The organism is Shewanella sp. 30m-14 (assembly GCF_052977125.1).
Map to the genome: position 1 here is coordinate 12,009 of NZ_JBRILW010000006.1, position 18,042 is coordinate 30,050.

Sequence of the window (18,042 nt, forward strand, 5' to 3'; positions counted from 1 at the left end):
AATGATGAACACAGATAAACAGGCTCTTGGTGATCAAGGGCCACAAGGAATGCTAGGTAAAGCATTAGACAGCATTGAAAGGGTTGGTAATAAGCTGCCTGATCCTGCGATGTTATTTTTAATTTTGATGTTTGCGGTATGGGCGCTGTCAGCGCTGCTATCGGGCGTGAGTTTTGATGCCATCGACCCTACCACGAATTCTCCAATTGTGGTTAATAACCTGCTAACCGCAGAAGCGCTAACTAAGTTCTTAACATCGATGGTAACCACTTTTACCGCATTCGCCCCATTAGGTGTGGTGCTGGTCGCGATGTTAGGTGTGGGGGTTGCTGAGCACTCAGGTTTTATTAATACTGCGCTAAAACGCATGTTAAAAATCACTCCTGCTAAGTTTCTAACTCCGGCAGTGGTTTTAGTCGGTATTATTTCTCATACCGCAACTGATGCGGGTTATGTGGTGGTTATTCCGCTGGCAGGCGTTATTTTCTTCACCGTTGGACGCCACCCGCTAGCCGGTATTGCTGCAGCATTTGCTGGTGTGTCAGGCGGTTTTTGTGCCAACTTTATTCCTTCAGGTATTGACCCATTATTGCAGAGCTTTACTCAAGCTGCCGCGCAAATTGTTGATCCTACAATTGAAGTTAACCCGTTAAATAACTGGTTCTTCGCTGCGTCGTCTTGTATCCCTATTACGCTGGTTATTTGGTATCTAACCGATAAAGTATTAGAGCCTCGCCTAAATCGTACCCATAAGGTGAATCGCGAAGAGGTCGATTTACCAGCGATGGAAGAAGAAAAGCCATCTGAGATTAAAGCATTCCGCGTTGCAACCTTAGTGATGGTAGTGGCTATTGCAGCCTTCTTCTCGTTAACCGTGCCTGAAACTTCAACGCTGCGAGATGGGAATGGCTCCTTGACGAGCTTTAAAGCGCCATTGATGCAGTCAATTGTGCCGCTCATCTTCATCTTCTTTATGTTGCCAGGCCTTGTATATGGTTATATGACCGGCGCATTTAAGACTTCTGGTGATGTTGTACAAGCGATGTCTAAATCGATGAGCGGCATGTCGCACTACATCGTTATGGCATTTTTCTGTGCGCAGTTTGTGGCGGCATTTTCGGCATCAAACCTTGGCGCATTAATCGCTGTTGAAGGAGCGGGTGGCTTAAAAGCGTTAAACTTACCGGCTGAAATCACTGTCGTTGGTATGATTGTTCTAGTTGGCTTTGTGAACTTATTTGTAGGGTCATCATCGGCTAAATGGGCTTTAATTGGTCCAGTATTAGTGCCTATGTTGATGCAGTTAAACATTAGCCCTGACTTATCGCAAGCGGCATACCGCGTAGGTGATTCAAGCTCGAATATCATCACGCCTCTTATGCCTTATTTCCCGCTAGTAGTGGTTTACTGTCAGCGCTATGTGAAGAACATTGGTATTGGCACGCTTATCTCTATGATGCTGCCATTTAGCTTGGCATTGATGTCTATCTGGAGTGTGTGGCTACTGGCTTATTGGGCATTAGGCTTCCCGCTAGGCTTAGGTGCTAGTTACACCTATGGACTTTAACGCTCTAGTTTATTAGTGTTTAGCTAGCTAAATTACCGTGATGAATAAGGGCAACGTATCGACGTTGCTTTTTTTTTACGGTTTTGGCTCTGCTTTTACCCACTTCTCACTCTAGCACTAAGAGTTATTTTCAGTATTCTAATCCCCCTTAGGTTTGTTTCTACTGGCATAATAGCTTTTTTGATTTGGGCGCTTCTTTGCATGACATGGATTTTCTTTACCTTTTTAGCTGCATCAATGCAGGCGTGGCGCAATGCCTTTCAAAGCCAGCTGAGTAGAGATGTTAATATTGCAGGTGTCACCTTAGCGCGATTTATCTGGGCGACGCCTATCGCCATTGTCTATTTGGTAGGGCTATATCTCTGGCAGCCGGTAGGCTTACCCTTTATTACGCTTAAATTTAGTGCTTATGTATTAGGCGCGTCTGCGATGCAAATTCTAGCGACTGCCTTGATGGTCAAGTTGTTCAAGATGAAGAACTTTGCCGTGGGTGCAGGGCTTGCTAAGAGTGAAGCGTTAGTTGCTGCGATGCTAGGCGTGCTTTTTTTCGGTACTCATTTATCACCGCTTGGTTGGATAGGCGTGATGATTGGCGGTATTGCCGTGTTTATGATGAGTAGTAAGCAAGGCTTTAAGCAACTTTCGTTATCAACCGTCTTACTTGGCCTTGCTTGTGGCACCGCTTTTGCGCTGACATCTTTATGGGTACGAGAAGCCAGCCTTAGCTTAGATCTGCCTTTTCCTCATAGAGCCGCATGGGTGTTGCTATTTGTGGTTGCTATTCAGACAACCGTGTTATTGATTTACTCTTATGCCGTAGATAAAAATACCATTGACGGTTTACTGCAAAGACCAAAGCTAACACTGCTGACCAGTGCCACGAGTTGTTTGGGGTCAATCGGTTGGTTTAGCGCTATGTCTTTACAAGCTGTGCCATACGTTAAAACCTTAGGCCAAATAGAGGTGTTTTTTACGTTGCTCATAGCTACATTCTGGTTAAAGGATAAGGTGAAAATCAAAGATATGATGGGGCTTCTTCTTATTGCCCTCGCTGCGATGCTGGTTATGTGGAGTTAGGTGCTAACTCTTTAATAGTCTTTAAATGCTAGCAGTGTTTTCTACATTTAAGTGATACAAAAAAGTGATATAGATAAGCGTTACTCTCGCGCTTTATATGCGAAAGCATATTTGCTCAGAGCGATAGATAACTGGGCGCATAATACCCCAAGGGTTGCGCCGGCAATAAGGTCGCCAAGAAAGTGGTAATTTTGCCCTAATTGCCCAGCAATCGCCCCAAACATAGCTAATAACCATAACCAATATAGTTTTGGCAAGCGCCACCAAAATACGCTGACTAATGCGAAAGTGAATAGGGCGTGTCCTGATGGAAAAGAGTTATAGGCCGCCCCCAGAGTAAAAGGATAAAACCCTTCGACGCCATTATGGATCCAGGAAGGGTTACTGCCAGCTTGAGCATAAATCCAGGTTTCCGGCCAAGTGCGGCCAAATATAAATTTAGCGCTGACTCTGATGATGCTGGCAAAAATTAAGGTTAGCACCAAAGTGAGCGCCATCCTGGCCAGTTTTTTACGCCAGGCGGGATTTAAGCAAGCAAGAATAATGATAGCTGCGAGACATTCGAAAAATAGCGGCATTTGACTGAGAGGCTTAAAGATAGCGCTAGCATCAACATTGTGGTGCACCCAAGTTGATACAGGGCGGTCTAAAAACAGCACGCTAAATATAACGCCACTTATTGCAGCAAAGTATAGCCATACGCTGCTACGTAATGTAAGTGCTTGGCGCTGGGGGAGTGACACGCTATTAATGGTTGCTGGCTGTTTATCTGCTTGGTTCATTAATTCAAAGGGCATTGTATAGGAGAGTTGAGAGTGTATGAGCTACTAGAGTTAACTACAAGCTCATGCAGAGGGATATTGGTTCGCTAGCAAGTTAACTTATGTTTTTACATTCTCAGATACTTACCGATGTTAAGTGGGATAAAGGGTATTAAAATGATTAACGCCAATATCCTGAGACTGTAACTAACTGCGAGTCACTACATATTAGAGATGTTCATTGTTCATTGTTCACTGTCATTGTTTTTTGAGGCTCTCATCGCTATCGCAATGCAAACACCCGCGCCGCCCCAAGTAATGAGTAGCGCCAATACCATCATTATTATCGCCCCTGCACTCATTCTTTTGGCTCCTTTTCTTGGTTAGTACTTGAAATTAAACTGATAAAAATGGCGGCGAACAACATTACTGCGATAAGTCCCCATCCGAGAAGTAGTTGGTCAGCAATAGGATAATCACCATAGCCATTAGTAAGCGTATTCGTGAGGTTTTTAACTAATAAAATTGCCAACATGATAGGGCTGATAAAGCGTAGACAAATAACCAGCCAATGGCCAATACTAAACTCACTACACTGGTTGGCATACTCACGGATATCGGCAATGTTAAATAACCATGCAACAATGATTAGCTCGACCAGACAACTTGAGAGTAAGGCAATGTTATTAATAAAGTAATCTACAAGGTCGAGCAGTAATAAACCGCCGTGACTTGAAAACACCATCGAGATAACAAAGCCTGTTCCGCAAACCAGTAGCGCGGCTTTTTTTCTCGATATGGCCAGCTTATCGATGACCGCTGACACCACTGCTTCAATAATAGAGATATGCGAGCTTATGCCTGCTACGACCAAGGCGAGGAAAAACAGTGGTCCAAGAATATAAGGGATGGGCAGTATATTAATTGCTGCGGGTATGGTGACAAAGGCTAAACCTACTCCGGATGAAACAACATCTGTAATGGGCTTAGCTTGTTCTTGTGCCATATAGCCAAGTACGGCAAAGATCATAATACCGCTCAATGTTGAGAAACCACAGTTAATCAAAACGGTCATAAAAGCGTTATTATTAATATCTGATTTTTTAGGTAGATAGCTTGAGTAGGCTAGCATGATCGCAAAGCCGACACTCAAAGAGAAAAATATCTGTCCGTAAGCTGCCGACCAAACATTCGCATCTAAAATCATGCTGAAGTCGGGTTTAAATAGGTAGTTGAGCCCTTCCATTGCTCCAGGAAGAAAGACTATGCGGCCAATGAAGAGCAGCACCATAATAAACAACAATGGCATCATAATCTTACTGGCTCGCTCAATACCGCCTTTTACTCCACTATAAACAGCAAAGGTTGTGATGCTCCAGGCGATAGCCATTGGAATTGCGATATGAAATTGGATCGAGCCTAACTTTGTTGGGGAGTTGTCTTTAACTTGTAGGTATTCATTAAAAAAGAAAGCGTTAGTGTCAGTGCCCCAGCTTTGGCTAATGGAGAAGATTAAATAGGAGATAGCCCAGCCAATAATTGCGACGTAGTAGATAGCGATCACTGCGGCAATAAAGACCTGAAACCAGCCCAGCCATTCAAGCCTAAAGCCTAATGAGGCCCCGAGTTTGGCGAATATTTTTGGTGCGGCGCTGCGGTATTTATGACCTAGGCTAAACTCCATGATCATAAATGGAATACCGGCTGTAACCATGGCAAACAGATAGGGAATGAAGAAAGCGCCGCCGCCATTTTCGTATGCCATGTAGGGAAAGCGCCAAATATTGCCCAGACCGATGGCAGAGCCTACAGCAGCCAGAATAAAGCCTGTCCTTGAGTTCCATTGCTCTCTTTGCATTGAACGCGCCTGTCTATTCTCCAACTACATTATTGTAAATTGGGACAACAGAATTAATTTTAGTCAGGTTTATGGATCTTGCTTAGGCAAAAGGATTGTAGGTTATGAAATCACTACTTTTTTAGAGAGAGTGCGGTAGATGAAAAGGGGAAGCGGTGTGGTCATGTTTTTAAAGCTGAATACTCATATCAAACACCAAACATCAATTACTAAATCCTCATTACTGATGACTTAACTAGCCTCCCTTATCCCGTGCTCCTTAAATTAGCTTCTCTATTACTAATTTAACCTTGGTAAGCGGCTTCACACTGTTTTACCTGGTCAACAAGTGACTGGTTATAGGGCACATTCAATTTGTGTAACTTGGCTCGCTCTAAAACAAAGCCGTTAATCGCGTTAATTTCAGTTGCTCGCTGGTGGCTCACATCTTGCTGCATGGAAGAGTAATTCTGCGCAGTTAATTCAATGACTTGATAAACACGGTCAAGCAAATACTCCAAGTCTAAGTTGATACCATCGGCAGAAGCTACTTTTACCAGCTCACTTACGGCATTGAAGATAGTGTCGCGATACTCAAGATTGGCAAGTTGGCCGTTAGGGCAGCTGTGGATTGCTGTTAACGGGTTTATCGCCACATTGATGGCGAGCTTTTGCCATAGTAGAGGCAAGATATCATCATACCAACGACTTTGGGGGATGGTGCTGAGTAATATCGCTTTAAGCTCTGTACTTAGCTCTGTTCTTCGATCTGCGCTTAGCTCTGCACTTTTCTCAGGTTCTAGCTCTGCATTTTTCTCTGAATTAGGCTCAGTACTTTGCTCACAATCAAGAGTTGGCGCTTTATATGAACCTAATTGAGTGAGGCCCGCTCCGGTCTGTTTTACGTGCCACTTAGCCAGTTTTAACGCCCCTTGAGAGGTTGTACCAAGGCTTAAGCCTCGCTTGCCAAGGTAGGGCTTAACGTCTAAGTGAGGGCCCATGCCATTGTGCAGTAATAAAATATGCGTGTTGTTGGGCAGGTAAGGTAAAACAGCTGTCACAGCAGCAGTCACTTGATAGGCTTTTACACAGACGATTAATAATGTTGTGCGGGTTAAGCTTTGGCGGTAATCATCTTGGCCTATGAACTGGGCACTACGGGTAAGCTTTTGTCCATCAAGTGCAGTAAAACTGACTGGCTGAACATGCGAATGCGCCTCTCGGCTGATAAAACTTAACTCGTACTCAGGTTTATGACTTAGTGATTTAGGGTTTAGCGATTTAGCTTGCGGTGAAGTTGGCGCTGTAGTCAGCTCAGGTAGGCCATTACTGAGCTGGTGAAAAATAAGCTGTCCAATGGCACCCGCCCCCAAGATGGTGATCTGTTTGGCGCCTGAGTTTATCGGTGATGATGTTGGCATGTAAATTACTGCGTTATTCGCTATCGGGATCAATGAGTTTGGCGGCTTTAAAGTATCGACAGTAAATCCAGTGAGTAAAATAGAACAGTGATATTCCGATCATATCGGCAATAAAATCTGCAATAGAGGCGCTACGGTAGGATAACTGTGATTGCACCAGTTCAATAAACACAGCGTAGCCAGCTAAGATCACCGCAAGAATGTACCATTTGGGTCTAAACGCTAAGTAAGTTAAATAGGATAAGATAAAGAAGCTGCCAACGTGGCCAACTTTATCGAAATTGGGGATCCCAGTTTGATAGTAGTTTGGCTTAGAAAAAACCAAGTAACTGACCAAGATTAATGTTAACGCAAGCGCACACTTAAATATTGTTTGTCTATTTATCACGTCGAATGTATTTTTGTCATTTGCATCAATCATAAGAAAACCCGTAGATAAAGTCATCAATAACCCGCAAATTCATCAGCTTTTATGGTTTATTTACTTCAAGTTCGGGTGCTCTGTGCGTAAAATATGGCTACAAACATTTTTTAAGGACCAAACTTATGCCTTCAATGGATATTGTTTCAGAAGTAAATGAAGTTGAACTGCGTAACGCGGTTGATAATTCAGTGCGTGAATTGAAAGGACGTTTTGACTTTCGTGGCAAAGAAGCCAGCATCGAATATAAAGATCATATTGTGACCTTAACAGCCGAAGATGATTTTCAGTGCCGTCAGTTGGTCGATATCCTACGTATGCAGATGAGTAAGCGCGATGTGGATCCTAAATCGATGGATGTTGATGAAAAAGCGGTACACAGCGGTAAAACCTTCTCTTTAAAAGTGAAGTTTAAAGAAGGTATCGAAACCTTAGTGGCTAAAAAGCTGGTTAAGCTGATTAAAGACAGCAAACTTAAGGTGCAGTCTTCTATTCAAGGTGACTCGGTTCGTGTGACTGGCAAGAAGCGTGATGATCTGCAACAGGTTATGGCACTTGCTCGCGAAGCAGAGCTTGGTCAGCCATTCCAGTTTAATAACTTCAGAGACTAATCTTTAGTTGTATTCGTCTCGATTAGGGCTGCCATGGTGGCAGCCCCTTGTCTTCAAGGTTAATCTTTTAGTTTATTAATTTCTTCGTTAACCTCATAGCCCTTGTCGGTAATGATTTTTTCTAAAACCACTAAGCGGTGCTGGATGCTTTTTACCTCATCAATCAGCTTCATTTTGTCACTGCTGTCGATCTTCGCTTCAAGCTGTTTCATACGAAAACGGTATTTAAAAAAGTCAGTTCCAAAGATGGCAAAAACAATAATCGCAACGATAACAATCTGACCAATATCCATATTCTTTCCTTTTACTATTCCAAGTGAGTCTCATTATAAATAAAGATAAGCAAATAAAAGGCCAACAGTAAAAACTTTTTATTTTCATGTTGTTACGTTTTTACTGGCAAGTTTACATCATCTAAAATCAAATGAATTACCAATTTTACTCACTTGTTGGTTATTTATACCACTGCCTATCAAGACTGGTAACTATCAGTTTTCTTTTAGCTTCCTAGCTTTTTAGGATTATCTTGATCTACTAAGTCACTTTCACTTGGCTCACTTTGGTTGGGATTAGGCGCATACTTTTGTACTAGCATGATCAGCCCAAGTACTGGGAAACCAATCAAACTTGCAGCGATAAAGAAGCTGACATAATCATAAGCATCGATATAAGCGCCAGAGAACCCCGCTACAAATTTAGGGAACAGCAACATAATTGAAGATAACAGTGCATATTGAGTCGCGCTGTAACCACTACTGGTCAAACTCGATAGGTAAGCGATAAATGCCGCTGTTGCGATACCTGCACTGAAATTGTCTACCGAAATCGCAAAGGTTAAGAAAGACACGTTGTAACCAATCATAGCCTGGTAGGCAAATAATAAGTTAGTCACCGCAACCAGAAATGCGCCTAAAAATAGAATCTTCATTGTGCCATAGCGAGCGATTAATAGACCGCCAGCTCCCGCGCCGACTAATGTCATGATCAGGCCATAGATTTTACTTAATGTGGCAATTTCCGTTTTCGAAAAGCCCATATCCACGTAAAACACGTTAGCCATGATCCCCATGACGATATCGGATATACGGTAGCAAGAGATCAGTAATAAGATAAGGATTGCACTGCGGCCATAACGCTTAAAGAAATCGATAAACGGCAGTACACTCGCGGTATAAATCCAAGACAAACTAGCGGCGATGGCTTTGGGGTAGCGGGCTGCAAACTTAACTTTTAATTCAGCTTCTTTTTCATCAGCCTCTTTGGTTTCAACAATCGGCTCTTTACTAAATAGCGTAGTTAAAATACCGATAGACATGAGCCCAGCCATGACTAAGTAGGCTGTTTGCCATGACACTAAACTGTAGGCCTCGCTATTAGGTTCTATCCATGCAGCTATGGTCAGTGCACCTGCTGTCGCTATAATCATGGCGCTGCGATAGCCTACTTGATAAGCCGCTGCGAGTGCTGCCTGCATTTTTACCGGCGCAGATTCTATTCGAAATGCATCGATAACAATATCTTGAGTGGCTGAGGCAAAGGCGACCATTAAGGCAAACAGAGCCAGTCGCTCTAAATCGGCTAGGGGATCGCTTTGACTCATCCCGATAATCGCTGCCACAAGGAGTAGCTGCGCGAACATCATCCAGCCACGCCTACGACCTAGTAGCCGAGTAAATATCGGCAGCGACATCCGATCCACTAGCGGTGACCAAGCCCATTTGAAACCATAAGCTAGTGCTATCCAACTAAAATAGCCAATGGCAGTTCGGTCAACCCCGGCTTCTCTGAGCCAGAATGACAGGGTAGAGAAAACCAGCATCAAGGGTAAACCGGCCGAAAAACCAAGTAACAACAAAACGAGAACGCGTTTATGGCAATAAATTGAGGCGGCGTCTTTAAAGCGCTGAAAGAAAGAGGGCACGGATGCAGAAGACATAAGGGATCTTTGCTGGAATAGATTCGCTTAGCTTACGGCTGAGCGAGATTAGGTTCAAGAGATTAATCGGTGATTTAGTGAGATGGCAATAAAAAACCCAAACCGACAATAGTGGCTTGGGCTTTGGTAGAGCTTAATAAGCTCTTTTGTGGATATTCAATAGTATAGATACTAAGGTCTGATGCCGATACAGCCTTGAGGTATTTGACCACCAATGCTCAAGTAGTCACAGCAATCATGGATCTGCTTTCGCAAAAACTGATTACCTCGAATAGCCCAACTAGGCCATCTGTCAAAGGCGTGTAATAGGTGCCAAAACACACGTTCCATATCTGTCTGCGCATCACCCTGATGATTGTACATCTGCCATTCTTCAAGGGTGTCCCATAGGTATAACTGGATTTCATTGAAATCGAGTTGATCACTCAAAAACGCTTTTCCATAGAAAGCCAGTTGGGGCGCCTTACCATCAATGAACTCATCCGCTGTCATTGAGCCGCCTCCTTTACTTAACAAAATAAGTATAGGCACGAAATTAGGTTTTTAGCTCAAATAAATTCAAATAAATTCAAATTATTTCAAAATTAATATTGGTAAATCATACTTACGTTAGTCGCGCGGTAACAGTGTCGCCTTCTTAAGTACTACATCTTTAACCGGAAAGTCAGGCCACTCTATCTTGGTGTTAAACTCAGTTGGCACGAGTGACATTGCTTGTAGCACTTCCATGCCAGAGGTCACTTCACCAAAAACGGCATAACCCCAACGGCGAGAAGAGGGATCTAACTTCTCATTGTCGACGATATTGAAATAGAATTGGCTGGTGGCTGTATGTGGTTCGGCTTCACGGGCCATTGCGATAGTGCCCGTTAAGTTAGATAGGCCATTGCCAGATTCATTAACGATTGGCTTATCGGTGGGTTTCTCTTCTTTGTTTAAATCTAAGCCCCCACCTTGTACAACGAAATCGCTAATCACGCGGTGGAACAAAGTGTTGTCGTAATGACCTTTTACGACATAGGTGAGAAAGTTATCAACGGTAATTGGGGCGCGGGTTCTATCGAGCTCAACCACAATTTTCCCCATGCTGGTATCAAGTTCTACCTGGGGATAAAGCGTATTAGGCTGAATGTCCACCGCATAGGACAGTTGGCTTGCAGTTAATAAGACAAGTGATGTTAGTGCCTTTGTTATCCAAGTTTTCATAGTGTTCCTTTTAATGGCAAGTTGAATACAGCAAGCCTTGAGTTATATTTATTGCTGAATAAACTGGTTAAGCTCTGGATCGTTAATAATGTCGCGGGTTAGCTCGCCCAGTAGTTTGTTCATTTCTAGTTCAAGCGTAGCAAAGTCGGCGCTAAATGGGCCTTTCAATAGACCTTTAGCACGATAACGTTTGGTCAGTTCTTGATTGGCATTCTTAGCGATCACATTGATGATAATTTGGCTATTAGCTTCAAAGCCAAAGGTGCCTTCATCAACATCGGTTAATAATTGCTCCAACTGTATTTGCATATGATTGACTGAGCTTGGGTCAATTCGGTATCCAGCCTGGGTAAATCCCTCTCTAAAGACTTGATCCATTTGCACTCGAGGCGCTTCACTCGGGCTGATAAGGCGCGCGGCTTTATCACCATCGTTAAAGCGCACGATAAAGTTGGCCGAACGAGTATCAATCGTTTCTAGGGCGACAGGAAGCTCGGCTTCTGTTTGTTGGCTAATGCTAGGAACCTCAGGATTTAAAGCGATATGTGATGGCCCTTGACTAGCGCAACCAGCAGCCGCAAGAGCTGCAGTGATCAATATAAGTAAACGTTTCATTTTGACTTTCATAAACAAGTTTTTAATGGCATCAGCATACCAGAAGATGTAGGTGATTCCAGAGCAAGCCTAAACTTTTGCAATTTAGGTGGTTTTTACTGTTATAGCGGCTGGATAACCCAAGCAAGGCTATTGTAGTATGCAGTGGTAATGGTTTTAACTGTTTTTAGTTTTAATGGCAGTGTAAATCACTGAAGGATAAGAGTGTATGAAGGGAATGATATGCGTATTTTAACAATGCTTGTTGCAGGTTTACTCAGCTGTAATGCTATAGCCACGGAGGCTCCTCATATTTTTGGTGTCAGTGCTGGCTATGGTTTCCAAGATTTAGAACAATCAGATAATCACGATAGCAGTGCTGGTGATAACTTTGTCGTGGATATTTACTACCGCTATATGTGGCACGAAAATGTTGGTCTTGAGGCGGGGTATTTTACCGGAAGTGGTGGTGTGGCGAGTATTTTTACCGGAGTAATCACTCGTATTAACAATATCGAGTATTCAGGATACAGGGCTGCGCTTTATGGAGAATACATGCTATCTGACAGTAATCGCTTATACGCAAAATTAGGCGCGAGTGCGAATGAGCTTTCCTACCATGTAGGCAACTGGGGCAGTGATAAGGTTAATTATTTTGAAGACGATGGAACGGATGTTTATGCCGCAGTTGGCTGGGGAATTAGGTTTAATTCTGGCTTAGGAATGAATGTCGAGTATCAATATGTGCCGGTGCAGGCGTTAGAGGTGCAAAACCTCAATATTGGCTTGAGTTATCGCTTTTAACCGCAAGTAGATTAAGTTTCCGTCGCTGTCCGTCGCAGGTTTCTAAAGTGCTTAGGCGATGTTTTTGTGCTTAGTTGTCTTCAGTATACTTTTCAATTATCGATTAAATAGCAAGGTGTTTGTGGTTACACTTTATTAACAAAAAGTGGTTAAGCAGCTTTTAACCTGAGTCAGTTCCAGTTAGAGTAAAAGGTCGAATTTAATTCTGGAACTCAAGCTTTATGTCTGAGAATAATGTGCCATGGGCGCCTAATATATTGACCAGCTCAGCGGCTCCGCCAAGTTTGACTGATGAGCATGGTCGCGCTATCTACGGGCATTTCGATGGTCCGGTGCCTCACTTGGGTGTGGATCAGTTCAAGTACTTTGATGAGATGGACAAGCTCGCTTCAAGTCGGTCAAAGCATTTTGCCTATAAGCAGTTCCAGTTTGCTAGCATCGTTACGCCACATTACGTTATAGGGGTCGCACTGGCCGATATTCGCTATGTGGGCAGTGCCTTCTGTTACCTCTACGACATCAACACTGATCAGCTGATAGAAACGAGTTGGCTTAAGCCTTTGGGCCTAGGTTATCAGATGTCTGACTCTCCGATGCAAGGTAAGGCGAAGATAAAGAGTGCTAAGGGGCAAGTTGAGTTTGATATTGAACAAGGGCTTTGGCGCATCAGGATCAATACGTTAGGGATTGAAGCGGATTTAAGTTTACAGCCAGAGCCATTAAGCCTCCCCATGGCGATGTGTAACCCAACGGGCTATAGCGGCTGGACATATACCCAAAAACATAACGCCTTAAAGGTAGCGGGTAGCCTAATCATTAATCATGAGCCGCAACCATTACAAAGAGTCACGGCCGGATACGATTTTAGTGCAGGCTTTATGCGCCGAGAAACCAGTTGGCGCTGGGCAAGTATTAACTGTTTAACTGAAAGTGGAAGTTTGGGGTTAAATTTAGCTGCTGGAGTCAATGAGACTGGCTGTCATGAGAACGTGTTTTGGCATAACGGCGAAAGGCACCTTCTTGGGGCTGTGCATTTTGACTTTATCCGTCAACGAAATAAAACAGACGTTGCGGGAAGCTGGCGAGTGTATTCAGATAATGGTCAAGTGGAGCTGACTTTTACACCGAAAAACTGCCGTCAAGAGAAACTAAACTTATGGCTATTAAAAAGTAATTTTAGGCAGTATTTAGGCCATTTTGATGGCTGTATTATTGATAATTTGGGTCAGAGACATCAACTCGATAATGTTCTAGGGCTAACAGAAGACCATTTTGCACGTTGGTAACTTTGCTACGCCAGCAGGATTAATGACTTTTAGGTATTAGCAATGGATTTACCGCGATAATAAAAACGGCGAGGCAAACCCCTGATATAAGCGAAACAAAGGATAAAAGGATATATAAGATGGATTTTAATTCACTGATCGCACACCCCGAAGTACTACTACTCGTACTCGCCCCGATTTTCTTCATCTGTATTTTACTTGAGTGGTATATGGGCGATAGGCAAAACCGCTTACCTCTTAATGCCCGCTATCACTTGCCTGAGGTAATGTGTAACTTTGCTTTAGCTGCAATGCATCAGCTAACCGACATCCTAACTGGGCTGTTAGTTGCTAAGTTATATCTGATGTTCTTTGGTTGGCGTTTATTTGATATTGAAATGAATGGCGCCACGTTTATTGCGCTAATGGTGGCGCAAGATTTCTGTTATTACTGGTTCCATCGTGCCAGTCACCGCATTCGTTGGATGTGGGCGGCTCATGTTGCCCACCATAGTTCGGAGAATATGAACTTTAGCACCGCATTTCGTCAAAGCTTAATGTATCCAATGGCAGGGATGTGGATATTCTGGCTGCCGTTAGTCATCGTGGGTTTTGACCCTAATTGGGTGGTGTTTGTTGTGTTGTTGAATTTGGGGCTGCAGTTCTTTGTTCACACACAGGCGATCAAGTCTTTAGGTATTTTAGAGTGGGTCATCAATACGCCTTCCCATCATCGAGTGCATCATGGGCGTAACCCACAGTACATAGATAAGAACTATGCGGGGGTTTTGATTATCTGGGATCGCATGTTTGGCACGTTTGCCAAGGAAGATGAGACTGTTGAGTACGGGATCACTAAGCCCATTAACAGTTTTAACCCGCTAGTGGTGACCTTTACTGAATGGCGAGATATGTTTAAAGAGGCGTTTGCGGCTAATTTGACCCCTATGCAAAGGTTTAAGGTGTTATTTGCCCCGCCAGCAACAGCAGTCTCGCAGATAAGCGAGCCAATCCCTAGTAAGCAAGAACTTGGTAAACAAGATCCTAAACATGATGAACAGGTTGTAGACGTTAAATCGTGAGCTCGGTTAGCTAGGACCTGATAGAGCTGAGACTTAATTGAGCTGAGAGCAGATTGATAGGATAAAAAAACGGTGAGCAACAGGCTCACCGTTTTATGTTTACATCAGAATATTTCTTTGGTTAGGCTCTTGGCTTACCGTACAAAGCGCTTTGAGGGTGCGGAGCTTGGGGGCTCGCGTCAATTTCTGAGCCTTGTTCTGCTTCAAGTTCAGTTTCTTGGCTCTTCTTGCTGATTTTTTGTGCCTGCAAAATAACAAACTTGCCGTTCGATGCAACCGTGGTGCAATTCTTAAAAATCCGCTGTAACTTAACGTGATAGGCCAAGTGACGGTTACCGACCACATGTAAAATCCCGCCATTTTTTAAACGTCTAAAGGCATCTAAGAACATCTGCCAAGCGATATGGTCAGTAATGGCTTCACCTTGGTGAAACGGCGGGTTACATAGAACTAAGTCCGGGCGGAAGCCTTCACTCATATTCGTTAAGCAATCATCCCAACCAAAGGTTGCTTGCTCGCCTATCAGTGCTGGATTATCTAACTTATTGAGTGCCCAGTTTTCTCTAGCAGAGGCAACGGCCATTTCAGAGTCATCAATAAAGTGGACGTAGGCTTCTGGGAATACCTGTTTGGCATGTAAGCCTAAAATACCGTTACCACAGCCTAAATCGACTATCGATTTGAATTCACCTTTAGGCATGTTATCGAGCATGATCCGTGCACCAATATCGAGTTTATTGGCAGCAAAGACATTGCTCAGGTTGGTGATCTGCAAGTTAAACTCAGGTACCGACCAAGTTGTCGCTTTTGGTAAAGCACGTATTTTACCATCGCTAATACAAGTGATAACGCGGGTCTTTTTCCATGTCAGACTCGCACTTGCAGGCCCAAGATTTTGGCTAATGGTTTCTAATAATGACTTATTAATTGACTTGGCTTTAGCACCAATCAATATCTGTGTTCCAGCGGGTAAGACATGTGACAATCTATTTAGCTGGTGGGCAAAGTAGTTTAGGTTTTTTGGCAGTTTCATTAGCACGAGCTCAAGTCCTTGAGGGAGCTCATCACGACTATTTACCCAGGTAAGCGACTCATTCGGTAACTGATTACGGCTAAGGTTCTGCGTCGTGCCCAGTAAGCTGGTTTTTGCATCTGTTTCCAGTGTCAGCGGCCAGCTAGGGTCGATTGATATTAGACCGGCGGTCAACGCACCGAAGCTATCATTGACAATCGCAGTGTTAATGCTTGTTTGTTCTGTATCGATTAAATGCTTTATTAGGTGCTCATCGGCAGCGTCCCATGCCTGCAGATTAGACTCTTGTCTGCTAGGGTAACGGAGGAGTTCGAGTTCAATACCCGATACAGAAAAATGTGTCGTCATATGCCAATAAGTACCAAATAAATTAGGGCGCATATTATCGCAGATTTATGATCTCAGGTATATGATGTGAATTATGATATCTGCTGTAGGTTAGGAGGTTTAACGATGAAACAGGGTGATTTAGGGCTTAATCGGCCAGTTTTGTCCGATATTAAACCTTCTCAACAGGCATTATCGACAGCAATTGCTAGACCCCGCTCTGAATGTGAGCCTAGAATTGCAGTGCCTTACACCTTAATTAAGGGCTATCTCAATAGCGCGCAGCAAAAGGCGTTGCTAGACGAGTCTGCGACTTACCCGCTCAATCGTCCTGAAGTGGTTGTTTATGGTAAGCGTTACCCAATTCCCCGTAGCCAGGTATGGTTTGCCGATAAAGGGTGTGACTATTTTTATTCAGGCTTGTTTATACAGGCTGAGCCGTGGCCTAAATATGCCTATAAGTTGCGGCAGAAGTTAGCGCGAGAGTTCGAGCTTAATAGTAATGGTGTATTAGTGAACCGTTATGCCGATGGTCATGAGTCGATGGGCTGGCACAGTGATGACGAAAAGGAGATAGAACCCGGAAGTGATATTGCGTCGGTCACCTTAGGTGCAAGCCGTGACTTTTTTATTCGCCATAAAAAGACTCAACAAAAAATAAGTTTATCTCTTGATAGTGGGGACTTACTTATTATGCATTGGCCCATGCAAAAAGAGTGGCAACATTCACTCCCTAAGCGATTAAAGGTGACAGAGCCAAGATTAAATCTGACCTTTAGACGCTTAATTGTCGGTTTTCATCAGATAGCTTAATAAATCGGTAGCAGAGGGGGGGGACAAATTTAGTTCTAATCGATATCGATAGTGCTGCCAGTTGATCTTTAAAGATTATCGCAGTAACCTGCCGCAATCGCATTTATGCCTATTGAGAACATCGTTATGTCAGTTGAACAGATCATTACCGAAAAACTCACCGCAGCACTTTCACCATCTCACCTAGAAGTGATTAACGAAAGTCATAACCATCACGTACCGCCAAACTCTGAAACCCACTTTAAAGTGATCATCACTAGTAGCGAGTTTGAAGGCAAGCGCCTTATTGGTCGTCACCGTGCAGTTAATGAGGCATTGGCTGAAGAGTTTGCTCAAGGCTTACACGCGCTGTCTATGCACACTTTTACTCCACAAGAGTGGGCGGTTGAGGTAGATGTACCCGCGTCACCAAAGTGTAAAGGGTAAGCCATACTAAGTTAGCATCACTATTATCGGTGAGTTGATGTAATTAAAGCCACGGCATATCGCTGTGGCTTTTTTGTTTCTAGTCCAAACGACCTTCTTTAATAAGGTGGAGTCTAAGTGTTGGCGGCTAATGCCTTTGGGCGGTTTGTTGTGTTATTTGGTTAAGTGTGCGAAAAGTGATGCAACAATGAAAAAAGTTTATGGTGCTTTTATTGACTACGCAGCTGCAGTACGTAAGTATCACTTTAGAACAGTACAAGCTTACAGTCGATTAAGGCAGTAACGAACATTATGCTTATGAGCGATTAGGCCGAATTTGGAGAATTAACATGCCGTTATTAGATAGTTTTACCGTTGATCATACACGTATGAATGCACCCGCTGTGCGCGTCGCTAAATCTATGGTCACACCAAATGGCGATACGATAACGGTATTCGATTTACGTTTCTGTATTCCGAATAAAGAGATCCTAAGTGAACGAGGTATTCATACCCTTGAACACTTGTTTGCAGGGTTTATGCGTCAGCATTTAAATGGCGATGGCGTCGAGATTATTGATATTTCACCGATGGGATGTCGTACAGGCTTTTACATGAGCTTAATCGGCACACCGACGGAGTCGACCGTTGCTGATTCGTGGCTTGCTGCGATGCAAGATGTGCTAAAGGTCGCATCTCAATCAGATATTCCAGAGCTTAATGAATATCAATGTGGCACCTTTGAAATGCATTCTCTTGAGCAAGCTAAAGAGATCGCCCGCAATATTATCGCAGCCGGTATCAATGTTAACCGCAATGATGATTTAAGTCTGAGCGAGGCAATCTTAAAAGGGCTGTAACGGACAAGAATGGGTTACTCAA

At 43.5% G+C, this 18,042-nt stretch carries 20 protein-coding genes; 9 read left to right on the plus strand and 11 right to left on the minus strand.

From position 1 onward, the window contains the following. The first annotated feature begins 4 nt into the window (after positions 1-4). On the plus strand, positions 5-1,567 hold the full coding sequence (locus ACVBIU_RS06135) for an AbgT family transporter (protein ID WP_447160178.1): 1,563 nt from the start codon (positions 5-7) through the stop codon (positions 1,565-1,567). 201 nt (positions 1,568-1,768) lie between these two features. Continuing rightward, the gene (locus ACVBIU_RS06140) at positions 1,769-2,644 is read left to right on the plus strand and encodes a multidrug transporter (protein WP_447163307.1); all 876 of its coding nucleotides are present in this window, start codon (positions 1,769-1,771) and stop codon (positions 2,642-2,644) included. Between the two features lie 80 nt (positions 2,645-2,724). Here the strand turns inward: ACVBIU_RS06140 and ACVBIU_RS06145 are convergent, their stop codons facing one another. The 5 genes from ACVBIU_RS06145 to ACVBIU_RS06165 all read right to left on the minus strand — a co-directional run bounded on the left by ACVBIU_RS06145 (position 2,725) and on the right by ACVBIU_RS06165 (position 7,084). Beyond that, on the minus strand, positions 2,725-3,426 hold the full coding sequence (locus tag ACVBIU_RS06145) for a phosphatase PAP2 family protein (protein WP_447163308.1): 702 nt from the start codon (positions 3,424-3,426) through the stop codon (positions 2,725-2,727). A 224-nt stretch (positions 3,427-3,650) separates the two neighbouring features. Continuing rightward, complete coding sequence (locus tag ACVBIU_RS06150) at positions 3,651-3,767, minus strand: methionine/alanine import family NSS transporter small subunit (RefSeq protein ID WP_447160171.1); 117 nt, start codon at positions 3,765-3,767, stop codon at positions 3,651-3,653. Then, complete coding sequence (locus ACVBIU_RS06155; protein ID WP_447163309.1) at positions 3,764-5,263, minus strand: sodium-dependent transporter; 1,500 nt, start codon at positions 5,261-5,263, stop codon at positions 3,764-3,766. Before ACVBIU_RS06155 ends, ACVBIU_RS06150 begins: the two co-directional genes overlap by 4 nt. Before the next feature lie 284 nt (positions 5,264-5,547). Next, complete coding sequence (locus ACVBIU_RS06160; RefSeq protein ID WP_447163310.1) at positions 5,548-6,663, minus strand: ketopantoate reductase family protein; 1,116 nt, start codon at positions 6,661-6,663, stop codon at positions 5,548-5,550. Positions 6,664-6,676: 13 nt separating this feature from the next. After that, positions 6,677-7,084 (minus strand): VanZ family protein, encoded by a 408-nt coding sequence (locus ACVBIU_RS06165; RefSeq protein WP_447160168.1) that lies wholly within the window; start codon positions 7,082-7,084, stop codon positions 6,677-6,679. Between the two features lie 125 nt (positions 7,085-7,209). On the opposite strand from ACVBIU_RS06165, the gene ACVBIU_RS06170 reads away from it, so the two are divergent. Then, on the plus strand, positions 7,210-7,695 hold the full coding sequence (locus ACVBIU_RS06170) for a YajQ family cyclic di-GMP-binding protein (protein ID WP_447163311.1): 486 nt from the start codon (positions 7,210-7,212) through the stop codon (positions 7,693-7,695). Between the two features lie 59 nt (positions 7,696-7,754). Here the strand turns inward: ACVBIU_RS06170 and ACVBIU_RS06175 are convergent, their stop codons facing one another. The 5 genes from ACVBIU_RS06175 to ACVBIU_RS06195 form a co-directional block, all read right to left on the minus strand. Next, the gene (locus tag ACVBIU_RS06175; protein WP_220764781.1) at positions 7,755-7,988 is read right to left on the minus strand and encodes a hypothetical protein; all 234 of its coding nucleotides are present in this window, start codon (positions 7,986-7,988) and stop codon (positions 7,755-7,757) included. A gap of 206 nt (positions 7,989-8,194) precedes the next feature. Continuing rightward, positions 8,195-9,631, minus strand: a complete 1,437-nt coding sequence (locus ACVBIU_RS06180) for an AmpG family muropeptide MFS transporter (protein WP_447163312.1) — start codon at positions 9,629-9,631, stop codon at positions 8,195-8,197. A gap of 171 nt (positions 9,632-9,802) precedes the next feature. Further along, positions 9,803-10,123: a hypothetical protein gene (locus ACVBIU_RS06185; protein WP_447160165.1), complete on the minus strand. Its 321-nt coding sequence runs from the start codon at positions 10,121-10,123 to the stop codon at positions 9,803-9,805. 117 nt (positions 10,124-10,240) lie between these two features. Further along, positions 10,241-10,837 carry a peptidylprolyl isomerase gene (locus ACVBIU_RS06190; RefSeq protein ID WP_447163313.1) on the minus strand — a complete coding sequence of 199 codons (597 nt, stop codon included), beginning with the start codon at positions 10,835-10,837 and terminating at the stop codon, positions 10,241-10,243. Positions 10,838-10,885: 48 nt separating this feature from the next. Then, on the minus strand, positions 10,886-11,452 hold the full coding sequence (locus ACVBIU_RS06195) for a YajG family lipoprotein (RefSeq protein WP_447160163.1): 567 nt from the start codon (positions 11,450-11,452) through the stop codon (positions 10,886-10,888). 222 nt (positions 11,453-11,674) lie between these two features. Between ACVBIU_RS06195 and ACVBIU_RS06200 the strand changes: the two genes are divergently transcribed. From ACVBIU_RS06200 to ACVBIU_RS06210, 3 genes are all read left to right on the plus strand, one after another. Then, complete coding sequence (locus tag ACVBIU_RS06200) at positions 11,675-12,235, plus strand: porin family protein (RefSeq protein ID WP_447160162.1); 561 nt, start codon at positions 11,675-11,677, stop codon at positions 12,233-12,235. 221 nt (positions 12,236-12,456) lie between these two features. Beyond that, a complete protein-coding gene (locus ACVBIU_RS06205) occupies positions 12,457-13,521 on the plus strand; it encodes a DUF2804 domain-containing protein (protein WP_447163314.1) in 1,065 nt (354 codons plus the stop codon). 119 nt (positions 13,522-13,640) lie between these two features. Beyond that, positions 13,641-14,582, plus strand: coding sequence for a sterol desaturase family protein (locus tag ACVBIU_RS06210; RefSeq protein WP_447160160.1), 942 nt, complete (start codon positions 13,641-13,643; stop codon positions 14,580-14,582). A gap of 121 nt (positions 14,583-14,703) precedes the next feature. On the opposite strand, the gene ACVBIU_RS06215 is transcribed toward ACVBIU_RS06210, so the two are convergent. Continuing rightward, positions 14,704-15,963, minus strand: coding sequence for a methyltransferase (locus tag ACVBIU_RS06215; RefSeq protein ID WP_447160196.1), 1,260 nt, complete (start codon positions 15,961-15,963; stop codon positions 14,704-14,706). A gap of 105 nt (positions 15,964-16,068) precedes the next feature. Between ACVBIU_RS06215 and ACVBIU_RS06220 the strand changes: the two genes are divergently transcribed. The 3 genes from ACVBIU_RS06220 (at position 16,069) to luxS (ending at position 18,020) form a co-directional block, all read left to right on the plus strand. Beyond that, positions 16,069-16,755, plus strand: a complete 687-nt coding sequence (locus ACVBIU_RS06220) for an alpha-ketoglutarate-dependent dioxygenase AlkB family protein (RefSeq protein WP_447160159.1) — start codon at positions 16,069-16,071, stop codon at positions 16,753-16,755. A 126-nt stretch (positions 16,756-16,881) separates the two neighbouring features. Then, a complete protein-coding gene (locus ACVBIU_RS06225; protein WP_447160158.1) occupies positions 16,882-17,181 on the plus strand; it encodes a BolA family protein in 300 nt (99 codons plus the stop codon). 329 nt (positions 17,182-17,510) lie between these two features. Next, a complete protein-coding gene (luxS, locus tag ACVBIU_RS06230; protein WP_447160157.1) occupies positions 17,511-18,020 on the plus strand; it encodes an S-ribosylhomocysteine lyase in 510 nt (169 codons plus the stop codon). The last annotated feature ends 22 nt before the right edge of the window (positions 18,021-18,042 follow it).

Bases quoted from the DNA above. Each gene is read 5' to 3' on its own strand.
- ACVBIU_RS06135 (WP_447160178.1), top strand. From the start codon at position 5: ATGAACACAGATAAACAGGCTCTTGGTGATCAAGGGCCACAAGGAATG.
- ACVBIU_RS06140 (WP_447163307.1), top strand. From the start codon at position 1,769: ATGACATGGATTTTCTTTACCTTTTTAGCTGCATCAATGCAGGCGTGG.
- ACVBIU_RS06145 (WP_447163308.1), bottom strand. From the start codon at position 3,426: ATGAACCAAGCAGATAAACAGCCAGCAACCATTAATAGCGTGTCACTC.
- ACVBIU_RS06150 (WP_447160171.1), bottom strand. From the start codon at position 3,767: ATGAGTGCAGGGGCGATAATAATGATGGTATTGGCGCTACTCATTACT.
- ACVBIU_RS06155 (WP_447163309.1), bottom strand. From the start codon at position 5,263: ATGCAAAGAGAGCAATGGAACTCAAGGACAGGCTTTATTCTGGCTGCT.
- ACVBIU_RS06160 (WP_447163310.1), bottom strand. From the start codon at position 6,663: ATGCCAACATCATCACCGATAAACTCAGGCGCCAAACAGATCACCATC.
- ACVBIU_RS06165 (WP_447160168.1), bottom strand. From the start codon at position 7,084: ATGATTGATGCAAATGACAAAAATACATTCGACGTGATAAATAGACAA.
- ACVBIU_RS06170 (WP_447163311.1), top strand. From the start codon at position 7,210: ATGCCTTCAATGGATATTGTTTCAGAAGTAAATGAAGTTGAACTGCGT.
- ACVBIU_RS06175 (WP_220764781.1), bottom strand. From the start codon at position 7,988: ATGGATATTGGTCAGATTGTTATCGTTGCGATTATTGTTTTTGCCATC.
- ACVBIU_RS06180 (WP_447163312.1), bottom strand. From the start codon at position 9,631: ATGTCTTCTGCATCCGTGCCCTCTTTCTTTCAGCGCTTTAAAGACGCC.
- ACVBIU_RS06185 (WP_447160165.1), bottom strand. From the start codon at position 10,123: ATGACAGCGGATGAGTTCATTGATGGTAAGGCGCCCCAACTGGCTTTC.
- ACVBIU_RS06190 (WP_447163313.1), bottom strand. From the start codon at position 10,837: ATGAAAACTTGGATAACAAAGGCACTAACATCACTTGTCTTATTAACT.
- ACVBIU_RS06195 (WP_447160163.1), bottom strand. From the start codon at position 11,452: ATGAAACGTTTACTTATATTGATCACTGCAGCTCTTGCGGCTGCTGGT.
- ACVBIU_RS06200 (WP_447160162.1), top strand. From the start codon at position 11,675: ATGCGTATTTTAACAATGCTTGTTGCAGGTTTACTCAGCTGTAATGCT.
- ACVBIU_RS06205 (WP_447163314.1), top strand. From the start codon at position 12,457: ATGTCTGAGAATAATGTGCCATGGGCGCCTAATATATTGACCAGCTCA.
- ACVBIU_RS06210 (WP_447160160.1), top strand. From the start codon at position 13,641: ATGGATTTTAATTCACTGATCGCACACCCCGAAGTACTACTACTCGTA.
- ACVBIU_RS06215 (WP_447160196.1), bottom strand. From the start codon at position 15,963: ATGACGACACATTTTTCTGTATCGGGTATTGAACTCGAACTCCTCCGT.
- ACVBIU_RS06220 (WP_447160159.1), top strand. From the start codon at position 16,069: ATGAAACAGGGTGATTTAGGGCTTAATCGGCCAGTTTTGTCCGATATT.
- ACVBIU_RS06225 (WP_447160158.1), top strand. From the start codon at position 16,882: ATGTCAGTTGAACAGATCATTACCGAAAAACTCACCGCAGCACTTTCA.
- luxS (WP_447160157.1), top strand. From the start codon at position 17,511: ATGCCGTTATTAGATAGTTTTACCGTTGATCATACACGTATGAATGCA.